Source organism: Mycolicibacterium sp. TUM20985, from assembly GCF_030295745.1.
GTDB lineage: Bacteria > Actinomycetota > Actinomycetes > Mycobacteriales > Mycobacteriaceae > Mycobacterium.
In genome coordinates, this window is record NZ_AP027291.1 from 406,584 (window position 1) to 422,812 (window position 16,229).

Annotated in this window: 22 protein-coding genes and 1 pseudogene; 11 read left to right on the forward strand and 12 right to left on the reverse strand. The window is 68.4% G+C overall.

Annotation, left to right across the window (positions count from 1 at the left end; all coding sequences use genetic code 11):
* Window positions 1–4: 4 nt before the first annotated feature.
* The gene (locus QUE68_RS01935) at window positions 5–700 is read right to left on the reverse strand and encodes an MgtC/SapB family protein (RefSeq protein WP_286275987.1); all 696 of its coding nucleotides are present in this window, start codon (window positions 698–700) and stop codon (window positions 5–7) included.
* 37 nt (window positions 701–737) lie between these two features.
* Window positions 738–1,049 (reverse strand): hypothetical protein, encoded by a 312-nt coding sequence (locus QUE68_RS01940; RefSeq protein WP_286275074.1) that lies wholly within the window; start codon window positions 1,047–1,049, stop codon window positions 738–740.
* A gap of 96 nt (window positions 1,050–1,145) precedes the next feature.
* On the opposite strand from QUE68_RS01940, the gene QUE68_RS01945 reads away from it, so the two are divergent.
* Window positions 1,146–2,543 (forward strand): NAD-dependent succinate-semialdehyde dehydrogenase, encoded by a 1,398-nt coding sequence (locus QUE68_RS01945; RefSeq protein WP_284224258.1) that lies wholly within the window; start codon window positions 1,146–1,148, stop codon window positions 2,541–2,543.
* A 152-nt stretch (window positions 2,544–2,695) separates the two neighbouring features.
* Here QUE68_RS01945 and QUE68_RS01950 read toward each other — a convergent pair whose 3' ends face one another.
* Window positions 2,696–3,241 carry a hypothetical protein gene (locus tag QUE68_RS01950; protein ID WP_286275075.1) on the reverse strand — a complete coding sequence of 182 codons (546 nt, stop codon included), beginning with the start codon at window positions 3,239–3,241 and terminating at the stop codon, window positions 2,696–2,698.
* On the opposite strand from QUE68_RS01950, the gene QUE68_RS01955 reads away from it, so the two are divergent.
* Window positions 3,195–5,129, forward strand: a complete 1,935-nt coding sequence (locus QUE68_RS01955; protein ID WP_286275076.1) for a hypothetical protein — start codon at window positions 3,195–3,197, stop codon at window positions 5,127–5,129. The genes QUE68_RS01950 and QUE68_RS01955 overlap by 47 nt on opposite strands.
* Before the next feature lie 49 nt (window positions 5,130–5,178).
* Here the strand turns inward: QUE68_RS01955 and QUE68_RS01960 are convergent, their stop codons facing one another.
* Window positions 5,179–6,210: a DNA polymerase domain-containing protein gene (locus QUE68_RS01960; RefSeq protein ID WP_286275077.1), complete on the reverse strand. Its 1,032-nt coding sequence runs from the start codon at window positions 6,208–6,210 to the stop codon at window positions 5,179–5,181.
* Window positions 6,211–6,258: 48 nt separating this feature from the next.
* On the opposite strand from QUE68_RS01960, the gene QUE68_RS01965 reads away from it, so the two are divergent.
* Window positions 6,259–6,648 (forward strand): DUF1622 domain-containing protein, encoded by a 390-nt coding sequence (locus tag QUE68_RS01965; protein WP_284224262.1) that lies wholly within the window; start codon window positions 6,259–6,261, stop codon window positions 6,646–6,648.
* A 37-nt stretch (window positions 6,649–6,685) separates the two neighbouring features.
* On the opposite strand, the gene QUE68_RS01970 is transcribed toward QUE68_RS01965, so the two are convergent.
* Complete coding sequence (locus QUE68_RS01970; RefSeq protein WP_284232335.1) at window positions 6,686–7,489, reverse strand: SDR family oxidoreductase; 804 nt, start codon at window positions 7,487–7,489, stop codon at window positions 6,686–6,688.
* An 86-nt stretch (window positions 7,490–7,575) separates the two neighbouring features.
* Window positions 7,576–7,677: pseudogene (locus tag QUE68_RS29600) on the reverse strand (hypothetical protein); the annotation flags it as partial.
* A gap of 134 nt (window positions 7,678–7,811) precedes the next feature.
* On the opposite strand from QUE68_RS29600, the gene QUE68_RS01975 reads away from it, so the two are divergent.
* Entirely contained in the window at window positions 7,812–8,141 is a 330-nt protein-coding gene (locus tag QUE68_RS01975; protein ID WP_286275078.1) for a hypothetical protein, read from the forward strand.
* A 2-nt stretch (window positions 8,142–8,143) separates the two neighbouring features.
* Here the strand turns inward: QUE68_RS01975 and QUE68_RS01980 are convergent, their stop codons facing one another.
* Together QUE68_RS01980 and QUE68_RS01985 are read right to left on the reverse strand one after the other, a co-directional pair.
* Window positions 8,144–8,821: a sensor domain-containing protein gene (locus tag QUE68_RS01980; RefSeq protein WP_286275079.1), complete on the reverse strand. Its 678-nt coding sequence runs from the start codon at window positions 8,819–8,821 to the stop codon at window positions 8,144–8,146.
* Between the two features lie 3 nt (window positions 8,822–8,824).
* The gene (locus tag QUE68_RS01985) at window positions 8,825–9,277 is read right to left on the reverse strand and encodes a hypothetical protein (RefSeq protein ID WP_284224266.1); all 453 of its coding nucleotides are present in this window, start codon (window positions 9,275–9,277) and stop codon (window positions 8,825–8,827) included.
* 401 nt (window positions 9,278–9,678) lie between these two features.
* Here QUE68_RS01985 and QUE68_RS01990 point away from each other — a divergent pair, with 401 nt between their 5' ends.
* Genes QUE68_RS01990 through QUE68_RS02000 form a run of 3 tightly spaced genes read left to right on the forward strand, consistent with a single transcriptional unit; the run spans window position 9,679 to window position 11,813 of the window.
* Window positions 9,679–10,356, forward strand: a complete 678-nt coding sequence (locus QUE68_RS01990) for an MspA family porin (RefSeq protein WP_284224267.1) — start codon at window positions 9,679–9,681, stop codon at window positions 10,354–10,356.
* A gap of 37 nt (window positions 10,357–10,393) precedes the next feature.
* The gene (locus QUE68_RS01995; protein ID WP_286275080.1) at window positions 10,394–11,101 is read left to right on the forward strand and encodes an MspA family porin; all 708 of its coding nucleotides are present in this window, start codon (window positions 10,394–10,396) and stop codon (window positions 11,099–11,101) included.
* A 43-nt stretch (window positions 11,102–11,144) separates the two neighbouring features.
* Window positions 11,145–11,813: a hypothetical protein gene (locus QUE68_RS02000; RefSeq protein ID WP_284224269.1), complete on the forward strand. Its 669-nt coding sequence runs from the start codon at window positions 11,145–11,147 to the stop codon at window positions 11,811–11,813.
* 72 nt (window positions 11,814–11,885) lie between these two features.
* Here QUE68_RS02000 and QUE68_RS02005 read toward each other — a convergent pair whose 3' ends face one another.
* The 3 genes from QUE68_RS02005 to QUE68_RS02015 form a co-directional block, all read right to left on the reverse strand.
* Window positions 11,886–12,848 carry a ferritin-like domain-containing protein gene (locus tag QUE68_RS02005; protein WP_286275081.1) on the reverse strand — a complete coding sequence of 321 codons (963 nt, stop codon included), beginning with the start codon at window positions 12,846–12,848 and terminating at the stop codon, window positions 11,886–11,888.
* A gap of 113 nt (window positions 12,849–12,961) precedes the next feature.
* On the reverse strand, window positions 12,962–13,141 hold the full coding sequence (locus QUE68_RS02010; RefSeq protein ID WP_286275988.1) for a CDGSH iron-sulfur domain-containing protein: 180 nt from the start codon (window positions 13,139–13,141) through the stop codon (window positions 12,962–12,964).
* A 55-nt stretch (window positions 13,142–13,196) separates the two neighbouring features.
* Window positions 13,197–13,325 carry a hypothetical protein gene (locus tag QUE68_RS02015; RefSeq protein ID WP_284224271.1) on the reverse strand — a complete coding sequence of 43 codons (129 nt, stop codon included), beginning with the start codon at window positions 13,323–13,325 and terminating at the stop codon, window positions 13,197–13,199.
* Window positions 13,326–13,474: 149 nt separating this feature from the next.
* Here QUE68_RS02015 and QUE68_RS02020 point away from each other — a divergent pair, with 149 nt between their 5' ends.
* The 4 genes from QUE68_RS02020 to QUE68_RS02035 all read left to right on the forward strand — a co-directional run bounded on the left by QUE68_RS02020 (window position 13,475) and on the right by QUE68_RS02035 (window position 15,556).
* Window positions 13,475–14,143: a PAS and ANTAR domain-containing protein gene (locus QUE68_RS02020; protein WP_284224272.1), complete on the forward strand. Its 669-nt coding sequence runs from the start codon at window positions 13,475–13,477 to the stop codon at window positions 14,141–14,143.
* A gap of 69 nt (window positions 14,144–14,212) precedes the next feature.
* On the forward strand, window positions 14,213–14,425 hold the full coding sequence (locus QUE68_RS02025; RefSeq protein WP_284224273.1) for a DUF3072 domain-containing protein: 213 nt from the start codon (window positions 14,213–14,215) through the stop codon (window positions 14,423–14,425).
* Window positions 14,426–14,446: 21 nt separating this feature from the next.
* Window positions 14,447–15,181 (forward strand): YqjF family protein, encoded by a 735-nt coding sequence (locus QUE68_RS02030; protein WP_286275082.1) that lies wholly within the window; start codon window positions 14,447–14,449, stop codon window positions 15,179–15,181.
* Window positions 15,182–15,265: 84 nt separating this feature from the next.
* Window positions 15,266–15,556 (forward strand): hypothetical protein, encoded by a 291-nt coding sequence (locus QUE68_RS02035; protein ID WP_284224275.1) that lies wholly within the window; start codon window positions 15,266–15,268, stop codon window positions 15,554–15,556.
* 7 nt (window positions 15,557–15,563) lie between these two features.
* Here QUE68_RS02035 and QUE68_RS02040 read toward each other — a convergent pair whose 3' ends face one another.
* On the reverse strand, window positions 15,564–16,226 hold the full coding sequence (locus QUE68_RS02040) for an enoyl-CoA hydratase-related protein (RefSeq protein WP_284224276.1): 663 nt from the start codon (window positions 16,224–16,226) through the stop codon (window positions 15,564–15,566).
* Window positions 16,227–16,229 lie beyond the last annotated feature (3 nt).

Here is a 16,229-nt window from a genome sequence, read left to right on the forward strand (position 1 = left end):
GGCCTCATCGTCGCGTCGTCGTCCCTCCGGCCGACCAGCGCAACGACCGGACCCTGGGGTCCGCGTTGACGGCACCGAGCGCCTTCTCCACGTCGGCGTCATCCCGCGTCATGGCGGATAGCTCCGCCTGGACGTGGACTTCACCGGACGCCGAGTTGGCTTCGGAGCGAACTGAATTGAGATGGAAGCCAGGTCGGCTGACTGCGCCGACGATGGCCAACCGCACGTCGCTCTCGGCACCGGGATCGCACACCACCTCGACGAGATAGTCGGCGGCCGGCTCCTCGCGGCTTCCCCACAGATGCGCCCGGTCCATGCGCATCGCCAGCGGAAAGAGGAATCCGTTGGTGGCGACGATGACGACCGCGCCGGTGACCGCCTCGCGCCACATCCACGCCCCCGCGAGCGCGCCCACGGCGGCGGAGGCCCACAGGGTGGCAGCGGTATTCCAGCCGGTGACCGACGACCCCTGCTTCATGATCACGCCCGCGCCGAGAAAGCCGATGCCGGAGACGATTTGAGCAGCGACCCGGGTTCGATCGCCCTCGCCGCCGAAGGAATAGGCGCCGAGGATCAGGAACAGCGCGGCCCCCATGCTGACCAGCGCCATGGTTTGAAGGCCGGCCATCCGCGATCGCCATTGGCGTTCGACGCCGATCGCCAGACCCAGGAGCGTGGCCAAACCGACCCGGCCCAGCATGTCGACGGCGATCACGGTGTCGGCGTGCCCGTCATCGTCAGTTGCAGCCGCTCACACTAACGCGGCGCCCGTTCACTCCGATGCAGCCACTGACCGGTGGCGGCGGTGGCGGTGGCGGCGCGTAGTAGTCCTCGGGAATGGGGGCGTAGTAGTCGGGCGGCGGAACGTAGGGCGCCATCACGTCGGCCAAATTGGCGCAACCGCTGACGGAGACCCGGCGACCGGCCGACACGCACACGTCCGCGTTTGCCGGATCCGCGTCGTGGATCGTCACGAGCGTCCCGAGGGTTGCGGCGATCGCCACGGCGGCGCCTGCCCTACACGCCCAGGGCTTTGCCCATCCGCTCATCGAATCGTCTCCTCGTGCCGCGTGTCCCGGATCTGAGGGCACCGTATTCCCTCGGTGACTAGATTGGGGGCTATTCACGTCTAAGGGAGGCCCACCATGACCGCGACCGTTGCGACTCAGCCCAAGTACCAGGTAGTCAATCCGGCCACCGGGGAACCGGGGGAATCGTTCGACTTCGTCACCGACGCCGAGCTCGAGGCCACTTTGGCCGCATCTGCTGAGGCGTATCGCTCCTGGCGGGACCTGCCGATCGCCGAGCGCGCCCGCATCGTCGCGCGGGTGGGCGAGCTGTTCAAGGAGCACGCCTCGCGGCTGGGTGCCATCGCCACCGAGGAGATGGGCAAGCCGCTCGAGGAATCGGTGGGTGAGGCCGACTTCTGTGGCGACATCTTCGACTACTTCGCCACCGAGGGTCCCACGCTGACGGCCGATCAGGAGATCAAGACGTTCGCCTCCGGCAAGGCCTACGTGCAGAAGCTGCCGATCGGACCGCTGCTGGGCATCATGCCGTGGAATTACCCGTTCTATCAGATCGCTAGGTTCGCGGCCCCAAACCTGGTGTTGGGCAACACCATCATCCTCAAGCATGCCGAGTCGGTGCCGAAGTCCGCGCTCGCCGTCCAGGAGCTCATGGACGAAGCGGGAGTGCCCGAGGGCGTGTACCGCAACATCTTTGCGTCCTACGCCCAGATCGAGCAGATCATCGGCGACCGCCGCGTCGTCGGCGTCTCGCTGACCGGTTCGGAGCGGGCCGGCGCGGTCGTGGCGTCGATCGCGGGGCGCAACCTGAAGAAGTGCGTCCTCGAGCTCGGCGGCTCGGACCCGTACGTGGTGCTTGACTCCGATGACGTGAAGGCGTCGGCAGATCTGGCCTGGGACACCAGGATTGGCAACACCGGCCAAGCGTGTAACTCGAACAAGCGGATCATCGTGACCGATGACATCTTCGACGGTTTCGTCGAACGGCTCGTCGAGCGCGCCAAGGATCTCAAGCCAGGCGATCCGGCCGAGGCGCAGGACGGCACCTTTGCACCGCTGTCATCGCGCAAGGCGGCCGAGATCCTCGACGAGCAGGTCAAGGACGCCGTCACCAAGGGCGCGACGCTGCACGCCGGCGGTGAGCTCGGGCAGGGACCCGCGGCGTACTACTCACCCGCGGTGCTGACCGGTATCACCAAGGAGATGAGGGCCTACCGCGAGGAGCTGTTCGGCCCGGTTGCGGTGGTGTACTCGGTGAGCAGCGACGAGGAAGCGTTGGAGTTGGCCAACGACACCGACTACGGCCTCGGTGGCGCGGTGTTCAGCACCGACACCCAGCGCGCCGAGCAGATCGCGCGACGTCTCGAGTCCGGCATGGCGAATGTGAACACGCCCGCCAACGAAGGCCAGGAGGTCCCGTTCGGTGGGGTCAAGCGCAGCGGCTTCGGCCGCGAGCTCGGGCCACTGGGCATGGATGAGTTCGTCAACAAGCGGATGTACTTCGTCGCCGGCTGACGCGTGGCGCGGTAGCGGGTATTGATCAACCCCGCAGCAGGTATTGCGGGGAGTAGCGCTCTGGGATCCGAGTAGTTCGCCACTCTATCGGGGCGGTGGTAGCTCATTCGACGATCGTCGTGACCGAATCACGGCGACATCGAACCGAGGCCTCAGATGAGCACCAACCGCAAATCCACCAGCGCGCGCGCCGCGGCAACGCCCAAGGGGCGTGTCGCCAAGTACTCGCCGTTGAGTCCCGCCTCGACGCGCACGCTGCTCGCGGCCGTCGTGGCGGCTAGCGCGATCGTTGCCAGCACGACCGGCGGGAGCGGCGTCGGGATCGTCGGCGAGCGCCCGTCGTCCTCGTCGACCTCGAGTGACGGGCCGATTGCCGTCGCGGGCGCTCCGACCGTCTTCACGGCGTCACACACGTCGTCGAGCCCCGTGCCCGGGTCCCCGGGCGCCTCGTCGGCGTTGCTGCTGCTCGGCCTCGTGCCGCCGCCGACGACGGTGTCGGCCGACGGCTCAGTGCGCCACATCACCATCGTGCGCACGGCGTCCGGCCGGATCGGCGCGGTGTCCACGGTGTCGCGGGCAGGCGCTACGCCGAAGACCGAGGCGACGGCGCGGCGGTCGGCGTCCTCGCGGCAGTCGGCGGCGGTGCCGCCCGTGCTGCCGTCGGACTTCTCCCCGTTCGATCCAATTCTCTCGATCATCGGCATCTTCATCAGCAACGGCGCCGATGCGGCGGCCGACTGCACCGGGACCGACTGCGATGGCGGCAACGGCGGAATCCTCTTCGGCAGCGGCGGCAGGGGCGCCAACGGTGGTATCGGCGGCCACGCCGGCCTATGGGGCAATGGCGGTGACGGCGCCGACGGCGGCAACGGCGGAGTCCTCTTCGGCAGCGGTGGCAATGGCGCCAACGGTGGCATCGGCGGCAGCGCGGGACTGTGGGGTGACGGTGGAAGAGGCGGCGACGCAACCATATTGGGCGTCACCGGTGGCAACGGCGGCGCGGCGGGCGTGTTCTTCGGTACGGGCGGCGCCGGCGGCAATGGCGGTGCCGGTGCGAACGGTGGTGATGGCGGTGTCGCCGGCGTGTTCGCCGTGGTGGGCAACGGTGGCGCGGGCGGTAACGGCGGCGCCGGCATCCGAGGTACCGATGGCGCTGACGGCGTCGACGGCAGCAAGGGTGTCGACGGTGTGAAGGGACCCAACGGCCAAGACGGGCGCGACGGAACCGCCGGTCGCAACGGCGACGACGGTCCGTCCGGCGGGCCGGGGGGCAACGGCGCAGACGGTCCGAACGGGGTGAACGCGGGTGGCGACTCGGGCCGGGACGGCCTGCCCGGCTTCCCCACCCCGCCCGGGGTGGTGATTCCTGGTCACCTGAACGGTCAGGACGGAGTCAGCGGCAATCCCGGTGGCGACGGGGGCGCAGGCTTCACCGACATCAGCATCGGCAACGGCAGCGCGCACGGCGGCAACGGAGGCGCCGGCGGTGTCGGCACGGGCGGCGGCAATGGTGGAAACGGCGGTAGGGGCGGTGACGCCTATGCTCCCGGTGGACCGTTCGGAGCCACCGGTGGCGACGGCGGTATGGGCGGTCGCGGCAGCGAAGGTGCGCCAGGCGCCCCCGGTGGCGCTGGGCTCGCCGGTGGCAAGGGCGGCGACGGCACGAACGGAACGGCTGCCACGTCGGCGGGCGCGGGCACCAACGGCGTCGCGGGTACTCCCGGGCAGGCCGGCACCGCCGGAACACCAGGTGTCGCAGGTACTCCCGGCATCGCGGCAGGAGCGGGCGGCAAGGGTGGCGCGGCCAGCTGGCTCGGCTTCGGCATCGGCGGGGCGGGCGGCAGCGGCGGTGCCGGTGCCAACGGCGGCACCGGTGGTACGGGTGGCACGGGTGGTGCCGGCGGGACCGGTGGCACGGGCGGCAATGCCGGCAATGGCGGTGACGGGGCGAACGGCGGCAATGCCGGCAACGGCGGCAGCGGTGGACCAGGCGGCAACGGCGGCAAGGGTGGCTCCGGAGCCGACGGCGGCAATGGCGGCAATGGGGGCCGCGGCGGTGACGGCACGGACGCCTTCGTCACGGACGGGGATGGCGGTCACGGCGGAGCGGCGGGCGCCGCGGGTGTCGCCGGTCTCGGCGGAGCGGGAGGACCGGCCGGGCCCGGCGGAAAGGGTGGTGCGGCGGGTCAGCCCGGCGCGGGCAGCCAAGGCGGTGCGGCCGGCCAGGCCGGCGCCGGGGGCACTGGCGGCGCAGGCGGCAAGGGTGGGGTGGCCGGCAGCGGTGGCGCAGCGGGTGACGGTGGCGCGGCGGGTGCAGGCGGTGGCGGCGGTCTGTTCAGCACGCCGGGACATACGGGCACGTATGGCGCCAGCGGAGCGGACGGCGCCGACGGATCGGCCGGTGCCGACGGCAAGACCGGCGGCAACGGCACCGCCGGAAGCTCCGGCACGGCGGGGTCGAACGGTGCAGGCGGCAAGACGGGTACGCCAGGGGGTGACGGCCCGTCTGGTAATCAGGGTCAACCGGGTGATCCCGGAGCCGCCGGCCAGCCCGGTGCCAAGGGGGCCGATGGCGAAGGAAAGTAGCTGGCGCGCAGTGTGTTCGACGATCGGCCCCTCCTCGCGGAGGGGCCGATCACCGTTCGCCCTCGGCGCGCTTGGTACGGGCGCGCCGCTTGCCCTCGTGCATGGCGGCGACCCGCGCCACGGGAATGGTGCGGCCCTGTTCGATCAGATCGGACGGCAGCCGCTGCGGGGCGGGCATCGTCTCCGACCACGGGTCGCGACCAACGAGGGCGTCGATCGCGGTGTGCACCGTGAAGTCCGCAGGCGTCACCCGGTCGAGGTCGGACCAGTCGACCGGGAAGGACACGGGTGTGCCCGGACGCAGTCGCGGACTGTAGGCCGCGGCGACGGTCGCGCCACCGGCCCGCGTCGAGTCGACGAACACCTTGCCGCGGCGGTCGCTGGTGATGAAGGCGGTGGTCGCGAGGTCGGGATCCAGCGCCTCGGCGCGTGCGGCCAACGCCCGAGTCGCTGCGGCTACGTCCTCGACGGTTGCGGCCCCCTCGTTCGACTCGATGGGTACGAATACGTGAATCCCCTTGGCGCCACTGGTCTTCACCGCACCCGCGAGACCGCTGTCGGATAGCGCCCGGCGCACCAGCTGGGCGACGGCCACCACGGCGGCGAAGTCGTCGTCACCGGGTGGATCCAGGTCGAGGATGAGATGCGTTGGCCGACCGATGGACGACACATGCTCGCTCGGCGAGCCTCGCTCGGTGTCATGCTCGCTCGGCGAGCCTCGCTCGGTGACCAAGCCCAGGGTCGGGTGGTACTCGACGGCACGTTGGTTCGCCAGCCAGAGCAGGGTTCGCCGGTCGTCGCAGAGCGCGTAGTGCACTTCGCGGTGGGAGGCCTCCGCCCAGATGGGCACGGTGCGCACCCAGTCCGGCGTGTACTTCGGGACGTTCTTCTGCATGAACGGCGCCCGGCCGCGTAGCACCCGCAGCACCGTGAGCGGCCGCCCGACGAGACCGGGCAGCAGACGATCGGCGACCGCGTCGAGGTAGTCGATCAGATCGCGTTTGGTGGCACCCGATTCCGGCGTCAGCGCCTGATCGAGGTTGGTCAGGTCGACTCCGTCGCGCTGCTCTGTGATGCCCACCTCTGCAATGCTGACACTCGTCGCGGCTCCCCGGCTAGCCTCTGCGTCGTGGGCTTCATCGAAGGCGTCGAACTCGTCGGCAAGGTCATCGACGGCGTGGGTGTCGCGATCATCGCGGTCGGCGCGGTCGTCGCAGGTGGGATCGCCGTGGGTCGACTGGTCCGGAGGTCGCCGGATACCTACCGGTTCTTCCGCGAGACGCTGGGCCGGACGATCCTGCTCGGCCTCGAGTTCCTGGTCGCCGCGGACATCATCCGCACGGTGGCGGTCACCCCAAACGCACAGAGCGTCGCCGTCCTTGCCGGCATCGTGGCGATCCGGACGTTCCTCAGCTTCTCCCTCGAGCTCGAGATCACCGGTCGGTGGCCGTGGCAGAACAAGCCCCGGGTGCCCGATGATCCGCCGAGTGCACGCTTGATGGACACGAATCGCGAGTGATGCCGAGAACGAGCGTGCAGTCGGCGGGGACGGCCGGCTAGGTGCCCGACGCAGTCGTCGCGATGCCCCCGTCGACCGGGATGATCGCCCCCGTTAGGTAGGAACCCGCCCGGCTGGCGAGGAATACGGCGATACCGGCCATGTCGTCGTCGCGGCCGATCCGGCGCAGTGGCGCGGACGCCGCGATCGCCTCACCGAACGCGTCGAGCGTCGCCGCCATCATCTTGGACGGGAACGGCCCTGGCGCCACCGCGTTGACGGTGATGTGCTGGGGTCCCAGTTCGCGGGCGAGCATCCGCGTCAGTTGATGCAGTGCCGCCTTGCTGCTGGCGTAGGAGTAGACGGGTAGCTGGCTGACGTGGATGCCGTCGATGCTGCCGATGTTGATGATCCGGGCGGGGTCGTCCGCGGTACCGGCCTCGCGAAGTGCGGGCACCAACGCCTGCACCAGCCAGAACGGGGACTTCAGGTTGAGGTCGATCACCTTGTCCCAGGCCGAATCCGGGAACGTGTCCAGGGGTTCGCCCCACGTCGCGCCCGCGTTGTTGACGAGGATGTCGAGCCCACCGAGCTCGGCGGTGACGAGGTCGGCGAGGCGCCGGCATTCGTCGTGCTGGGACAGGTCCGCCGGAATTGCCCGGACGTCACCGAACTCGGCGAGCTGCTCGGCCGCCTGAGTGCAGGCGTCGGCCTTGCGCGAGCTGATGACCACCCGGGCGCCGGCTTGCAGCAGGCCGCGGGCCACCATCAAGCCGATGCCCCTGGTGCCGCCGGTGACCAACGCGCGCTTGCCACTGAGGTCGAACAGCTCTGCGTGCGTGCTGGTTTGGCCGTCGGCCATCGATTGCCCTCCGTCGGTGCGGCTACAGGAGATCGATCTTCGCAGAGTTCCCACCCTCTCGGCCCATGGGGTGGTCGTCTCGTGGCTCAGTACTTTCCGAAGGCGAGCGCGACGCTGTGCCCGCCGAACCCGAACGAATTGCTAATCGCATACCGGTAGTCCCCGCTGCGTGGTTCGCCTGCGACGATCAGTGGCCCGTGCTGGACCTGCATGCCCCCTCGACGAGTCGAGCCGGAATCTCATCCAATTTCGACTATGAGACGCATGCGCTCAGTGGACCAGCGCGTATCGCCCGGGGGTGATCGGGCGTAACGTCACGGGGGTGTTCCGTTGCCTCGCCGTGATCGGCGCGCTGTGGGCGGGTTCGCTCGCCACCGGCGCGCCTCTCGCCGCCGCCGACCCGTCGTTCTTGGCCAGCGGCCAGTCGGCCGAGGCCGCCATCGACGTGCTCGAGGCTCAGGGCTACAACGTCCAGATCAACTGGGTCAGTGGGTTCGACACGAAATCGCTCTCGCAATGTTGGATCACGAACGTGAACAATCCCGGCCACGAAGCGCCCACCGACGGCACGTTCGTGACCGTCTACGTCGACGTGGTGTGCCCCAACGGGGACGACGGCGGCAGCTTCGGCGTGGGTATCGGCTTCGGCTGACGCTACTTCGGCAGTTTCGCCTTGATCGCGTCGACGACCTCGGCGGCCTTGGTCACCGTCGACACGTCACCGGTGCAGGCCTGCACGTCGATGATCACGTTGTCGTCGACCGCCAACATGCGCTGACAGGAGTCGACGCCGTTGGCGCTACCCCGGGTGAACGGGATGGCCAGTTCGTTCGCGGTCTTGGTCAGCTCACCGCTACGCCACTTGGGCAACGGCTTGTCGTTGAGGGTGATGTTGACGTTGTGGTTGGTGCACTTCGACCAACGGTCGGTGGATTGCGTGAAGAATTCCTCCGCCGCCTCGGTCGAGGGGTAGTTGACCACCGATTGTACGACCAGACTTTGCCAGTCGTCGGTGTCCGGTGCGCGTAATAGCTCCTGCCGCAACGCAATCCATCCGTCGGGACCGTATACGCCGGCTTCGTTGACTTGCCAGATGCCCAGGCAGTTGAGGTTGGGCAGGAGGTTGCGGTGATCGCCCATGACCTCGACGCGCGGATGGGCGGTCATGCCTGAGGTGCCCATGATGGAGTCGACCACGTCGGTGCTCAGCAGGATGCCATCAAGTGCATTGGCGGGCACCAATTCTGGTGGCTCCGGTGCGCGATCCGGGCTCGAACAACCCGTCAACACCACGCCGACCGCCACTACCGCCAAGGCGAAGCGCTTCACCACGGATCAGGCATGCGTGCCGGCCGCCGCGCAGGCTTCTTGCGCGTTGGTGGCGTCGTTGTTCATTTCGGTGGCGGTCGCGTTGAGGCTGTCGCCGGGGATCCGCAGCGCCATCTTCAGGAGGAGCTTGGTCGCATCCGCCGACCACGCTCGCATCGGAGCGGCGACGGCCACATCCAGGCCGGGGGTGTTCGCGGAGTCGATGGCCACACCGGCGGCTTGACGCAAGGCAGTCCGGCCGACTTCGTTGCTGCTCTGCACGGCGGGATCGTTGTAGTCCGAGCCTTCGAACGAGTCCGAGAACTCCCCGTAGTACTGCGCGGCGCCATCGAGTGCCTGGGCAAAGTTTCCGCATGCCACGATGGCGGCCGGTTGGGCGTTGTCCGACATCGGCACGGCGTCCACCTGGACGGCGGGATTCGGCGGCGCAACATCGTCATCGGCGAAAGCCGTTGGCACGAATGCGAATCCCATGCCGAGGGAGATCGCCGATGCCGCTACCGCTCTTCCCCACACGCGGAATGGCCTCAAGAGTTCCTCCAAGCTGGTCGGTCCGTGCGACGTGCATGACTCGACGTTCACGGTCGATCAGACGGGTGTCCAGTTGATGAACGGACGGCCAATGCGCGACGACCAGTGGCGGTCCATCGGACGCCCCGCAGCTGTGACGTCGCTGAACAGCCCAAGTAGCCTGTGCGACAAGCGCTTCGCTCTATCAACGGCAAGCGCTCACTGGATGGCAATGAGGCGCGAACCGTTGGCCGTCCGTTCACGTCTCGGCAACCCTGCCATTGGATGCTCCGTCGCGACAGATCCGTTATCTGCTTGAGATTTCGAATACGAGAGGCGCCGACTCACTCATGTTGAACCGTTTTGCGACGCTGGCAGCAGTTTGCATTGCAGTCCCGGTAGGGATTGCGCCCGTGGCGCTGGCCGATCCGCCGCCTCCCGACCCGGCCATCCAGCCGGTGGGCGCACCCGTGCCGCCGCCCGACTCCGGTGCCGTTCCCTCGGCCGCTCCCGGAATCCTCAACACCCCCGACGGCTGGACGCTGACCGTCGTCGGTACCAACGAGACGCAGCTCCCGGTGGCGCCATTGACGACGGCCATCTCGTCTCGCGAATACCTCATCTCGGGCACCTTCACCGGGACGATCACCGGCGGCGGCAAGACCAAGCTGGCGGGCGGCACCATGGAAGCCGGCGAGCAGATCGGCTGCGGCATCATCTCCGACGAGGTCGAGATCAACCCGGGTGCGAGCATCACCCCGGGCCTCGGAGCGCTCGGCATCCCCACCCTCAGCGGCGGTATCAGCTTGCAGGGCAAGGTGTATCTGAAGCCGGGCACCGTCACCACCGTCGCGCTCGACAAGAAGTCCTTCAAGGGAACGTCGACCCGCATCACCCTCACCGGTGTGCGCGTCAAGACCGACCAGTGCGCAGGACAGTCGTTCATTCGCTCCTACGCCACGCTGACGAGCTCGACGGAGAACACCGACGACATCATCACCTACCTCGGCGTCACCAAGTCCGTCTAGTAGCCAGCCGCTCCCCACCCACTTGAAAGGCTTTGCAATGTTGAATCGTCTCGCCCTGCTGGCTACGACTGGCGTGCTGGTCTCGATGGGCACCGCACCCATCGTGCTCGCCGACCCGCCGCCGCCCGACCCGGCCGTGGCCCCGATCGGTGACGCCGGTCCGCCACCGGACAACGGCGTGGTCGCGTCTTCCGAGCCCGGCACCGTGACCACTCCCGACGGCTGGACGCTGACCGTGGTGGCGTCCAACGAGACCCAGCTGCCGGTGGCCCCGTTGACCACCGCGCTGTCGTCGCGTGAGTACCTGGTCGGCGGCACGTTCTCGGGCACCGTCTCCGGCAAGGGCAAGACCACCCTGACCGGTGGCACGCTCGAGGCGGGCTACCAGATCGGCTGCGGTATCGAGCTCGGCCAGGTGCGCCTCATCGGCCAGGCCGGTATCAACGTCGGCGTGGGCATCGCGGGCAACGCGGCCGCGGGCATCACCGGTGTCGGTATCGGCAGCGTGTCGTTCCCGCTTTCCGGCACCATCGAGATCCACCCGAAGCCGGGCACGGTCTCCACGGTCACGGTCGACAAGAAGTCGTTCAAGGCCGCGCCGGTCCGCGTGACGCTCAAGGACACCCACGTCAAGGTCGACGGTTGTGTCGGTCAGTCGTTCCTGCGGTCGTACGCGACGCTCACCAGCTCGACGACCGACACCGACGACGTGGTGGCCTACTACGGCGTCACCAAGTCCGTCTGAGTAAAACCCATGGGCCACACAGCGAACAGCGAGGCAATTGGTAGTGAAGAAACGACATAGCGTCGCCGCTGCAGCGTGTGGCCTACTGGCTCTCGGCGCGGCGGTCGCCTTCCCGGCGACCGCCGCGGCCGATGACCCGCCCCCGGATCCGGCCTTGATTCCCGGCGCCCCGCCACCTCCGCCTCCGCCTGGTCCGACGGTGCCCATGATGGGTCAGCTCGGCCCGGCCGGTCTCGACGTGCTTGCCCAGAGCAACGCGCCAGGCGTTCCCGGAACGCTGGGTGCGCCTCCGGTCGTGGGCTTGGACCAGACCACGATCCTCGGACTGAACGCCGCGCCGGCGCCGCCCGGTGGAGGCACCGGCACGCCGCCCAACCTGAACGTCTTCAACAACGCGTACGGCATTCAGCTGAACGAGGTGCCCTCGGCGCCAGGCCAGGGTCAGCAATTCGACGTTGCGCCCGGTGCCGAGAACGCCGATGTCACGCGTCGGGAGTGGTTCGGCCGCTGGATCGACATGCAGCGAGCGGGCCGCACCTACGGTGGCCTCGGTCAAGCGCCACAGCAGCAGCTCGGCCAACCGTTGCCGGGTACCGCGCCCCCTCCGGGAACGGTCATCCCGCCCGGGCTGGTCCAGTTTCTGCCCGATCCGGCCGACGGGCCGACCCCGCCGCCTGGGCTGATCCTGCCGCCACCGCCGCCCGAGGGCTGAGCTAGTAGTCACGCAGCAGACCCCGCGAACCATGCGGTTCGCGGGGCCTGTTGGCGTGCTGATTTATCGGGTCTAGCTGATCCCGACGACTTCCTGAGCGATGTGCGCAACGCGCGTCTGCGCGGCGTTGATCACGCTCTGGCGACTCTTGTGCGCCTCCTCGTAGGCGAGGATCGCGCGCACGTCGGCCGGTGCGGTGAGTGCCTTGATCGCGTTGACGGCCTCGGTGACGTTGAGCTCGTCGTAGTCGTCGATCGGCAGCTCGCCCGTATCCAGGGCACCGGTGGCGGAGCGAGCGTTGTGCAGCAGGTCTGCCGCGTGCTCGGCGCCACCGTCACGGATGACCTGTTCTGCGGTCTGCAGTGCGGCATCGCGCGACGCGGTGACGGTCTTGGCGGCGACGTCACTGACGCGTCGGCCGCGATTGACCAACTCGCTGAACGCGATTGGGGTGGCGCGCACGGTCTCGACGGCCTTGTCCAGGCTGCGGACCGACCAGTTCACGGGCACGTTGATCAGTTGAATCGCGGTACCGGTGGCGGCCTGAAGCGGCGTGCGGCGCAACGCCGCGGGACCACCGAGGGCATCTTCGGCGAGGACGGTGGTCAGCCAGTCGACCGTGGCCGAGTGGGCGGTCATGAGGCGGTTGGCGAGCGCCTCGACGTCGCGCTCCTTGGCCGAGACGGAAAGGGCCTTGACGTAACGCGCACGGTCGAGCAGCTGGTGCTCCAGCGCGAGGTCGCCGAGGAGCGCCTCGTCGAACGGCTGCGCCTGCTCGGTCAGTGCCTTGACAGCGGCGGCCGCACGCCCCAGGAACGGGCCGATCACGTCGGGGAAGCCCCCGAGGTCACGGATCGCCGTCTCGATCGCCTCTGCACGGTCACCACCGTTGGACGCATTCTGCGAGAGCTCCGTGCGGACGGCTTCCGTGCGGGCCTGCGTCACGCGCGTCTCGGCGACCTGGATCTCGGTGTTGGTCAGATCGAGCACGGCACGCAGCTGTGCGATCAGGGTGTTCTTGGTGGACGTGGTCATCAGTGTTAGCCCCTTCGGCGTTGATGATGGCTTCGGCGCGGGCTGCACCTCGAATAGTTGGTTACCCGACGTGCCGATGGGTAATCACGAGGCCATTCGATGTGGGCTATGTCTCAGGTGTCCGAGGGCGAGTCTTCGAAGGATTTCGCGGGGCGACGGCGCCTGCGGTGACTGGTATCGCAGAGCGGGTAGGTCTTGCTCCGCCGGCACGTGCAGATCGCCACCATGAAGCGGTCGGATTCGACAACCGTGCCGTCCGCGGTCTCGATCCGTACCGGACCCTGCACCATCATCGGGCCGGACGCCGTCAGTCGCACGGTGCGTGCGTCGTCGGGGGTGGGACCCGGTTCACCATGTGTCGGCACGGATCACCACCAGTTGCCGCAACGCGTCGATCAGGAGTCGTGAGTCGCCAGCGGACTGGTAAACGTCTGGCGGAATGCCGACGACGTCGCCGATGGGTGCGGTAATCGTCACCGTTGGTGATTGCCCGGGCGGGCGGAACCCGAAACGGACCAGCCGCCCACCAGGCGCCGACCCTCCGTTTCTCGCGTTGGGGCTAAAGGGCGACGTATAAAATCGCCGCCGACGGACCCCGAATGCTTCCTCGGACCATGGAGGTGAACGTGGCACTGCCCTCCGACGACGAGGCCGCCTCACGGACGGGCGCCTTCTGCTTTCGCTTCGCCGATCAGCACTGGGAGTGGTCACCGGAAGTGCAGCGCATTCACGGCTACGAACCAGGCGGGATCGTGCCCACCACCGAGGTGGTGCTCTCCCACAAGCATCCCGACGACCACAGCCACGTGGCGGCCACCCTCGAAGAGATCGTCCGCACCGAACGGCCGTTCAGTGCGCGTCATCGCATCATCGACGTCCAGGGCAAGGTTCACGACGTGATCGTGGTCGGGGACCTCCTGCGCGACGATGACGGCCGGGTGGTCGGCACCGGGGGCTACTACGTCGACGTGACACCTTCGGAGAGCCGGGCACATCAGCAATCGGTGACCGAGGCGGTCGCGGAGATCACCGAGAGTCGCGAGGCGATCGAACAGGCCAAGGGCATGCTGATGCTGGTGTACCGGATCGATGCCGAGGCGGCGTTCGATCTGCTCAAGTGGCGCTCCCAGGCGAGCAACGTCAAGCTCCGTGCGATCGCGGAACAGCTCGTCGCGGACTTCCTGACCCTCGGCTACTCCGACGTGCTGCCACCGCGATCGAGCTACGACCAACTGCTCCTGACGGCACACCACCGCGTCGAGGCTTCCAAGCGACGCCGCGCCTCGGCAGACTGACATTCCGGGTGAAACCGGCACGTTTCGAACGCACGTGCGAGGGATACTCGGAAGTCGGAGGTGATCGCAGTGAGCGATGATGCGCAGAACGCACCGAACGAGACGGCAGAGAAGGACACATCGGAATGGGTCACCGGCGACGAGCCGATGACCGGTCCGCAACGAAGTTACCTGAACACATTGGCCCAGGAGGCCAACCGCGAGGTTCCCGACGACCTGACCAAGGCCGCGGCCTCGGACATGATCGACGAGCTGCAGCAGCAAACGGGTCGGGGCCGCTGACCGGCGTGACACCATGACGTCATGTCCTGTGCTCTGCCCGACGGTTTCCCCGTCACCGCGCCGATCCTGCCGCGGCCCATATTCACCCGGCAGCGCTGGACGGACCTGACCTTCGTGCACTGGCCGGTGGACCCGGACGCGGTGGCGCACATGTTCCCGAGCGGGACCAGGCCCGACGTGTTCGCCGACGGGCAGACCTACGTCGGCCTGGTTCCCTTTGGGATGAGCGGGCTCTCCCTGGGCATTCCGCAGGCGATCCCCTTCTTCGGGAGCTTTCTCGAGACCAACGTGCGGTTGTATTCGACCGACGACGCGGGTCGGCACGGCGTGCTCTTCCGGTCGCTGGAGACGGCGCGGCTGGCCGTGGTGCCGGCGACCCGAATCGCGCTGGGTACCCCGTACACCTGGGCGAAGATGCGGCTGATGCGGGACGGCTCGCGCATCACCTATGACAGTGTGCGACGTCTACCTCGACGCGGACTGCGCTGTCGGCTCACCATCGAGGTCGGCGATGTCGTCGATCCCACGCCCGTGGAGGTCTGGCTGACCGCCCGCTGGGGGGCGCACACCCGCAAGGGCGGTCGGACGTGGTGGGTGCCCAACGAGCATGTGCCGTTTCCCTTCCGCGCGGCCGAGGTCCTCGAGTTGTCGGACGACCTGGTGGCCGCCAGTGGCGTCGTCCCCACCGGCGAGCGGCTCCGCGCGCTGTACTCGCCGGGTGTGCAGACCAGCTTCGGGAGGCCCGCGAAGCTGTGAGCTCGTGACCACCAGGTGAACACGAGGCAACCAATGGGTTGAGTGGTCGACGGGTCACCTTGTGGGCCGGGATGATTGGGCCGCATGGAGTCATTCGTGTCGGTCTACGTCGATATGGGCGCCCGGGCAGACGACGTCAGGGCGGCGGTCGACGCGCTTCCCCTTCCCCATGGCGTGGTCGAGGCCAACATCGACGGCGAAGCGGTGACCGACACCTTCGGCTGTCGCATCGCGGTGGATCTCACGGGCTCGTTCGACGAGAAGGCCGATGGGCTGGCCATCGCCCGGGAGTACGCCGCCGGACTGTCGGCCGCAATCGGCGTGCCCGCGTACGCGTTCTTCGACCTGCTGAGGCGCGACTACCCGGCGAGTTGACGCCGCGTCACTCCTGGTTCGTGGTGAGCGCGGCGATCGCCGGGGCGTACATGGTCTCCTTGATTGCGCGGAGGGTCCCGGGGTCCTTGCCGTCGAGCCCGGCGAGCATGCCGACCGCCGTGGCGGTGACGGCGTCCTCCGCGGCAGTGGCGTCGACGATGGCGAGCCGGTGCGCGTCGGCCCCACCGAAACGACGGCCCGTCGTCATCGACGCGACCGCGGCCGCGGGGGTGAGCTTCGCCTGGATGAGGGCCGCCATACCGGGGGTGAACGGGATGCGGATGTCGACTTCGGGAAAGCAGAAGTAGCCACGGTCGGCGCGCATGACGCGATAGTCGTGGGCCATCGCGAGCATGGCGCCTGCGCCGAACGCGTGACCGTTGAGCCCGGCCGCCGTCGGCATCGGAAGCGTGAGCACGCGGGCGAACAGGGCGTGGACGCGGCCCACATACGACTGCATCTGGTCGCCGTGCGCCAGCAACCAGTCCAGGTCGAGGCCGTTGGAGTAGAACTTTCCGGTGCCCGTGGTGACGAGTCCGCCCACGCCCGACGACGCGATGTCGGCGAGGTGGCCGTCGACCTCGTCGAGGAAGTCGAGGGAGAAGCGGTTCTCGTCGTCCCCGAGGTCGAGGACGGTGACGTGGTCGGTGTTGGTCACCGTGATGGGCATGGA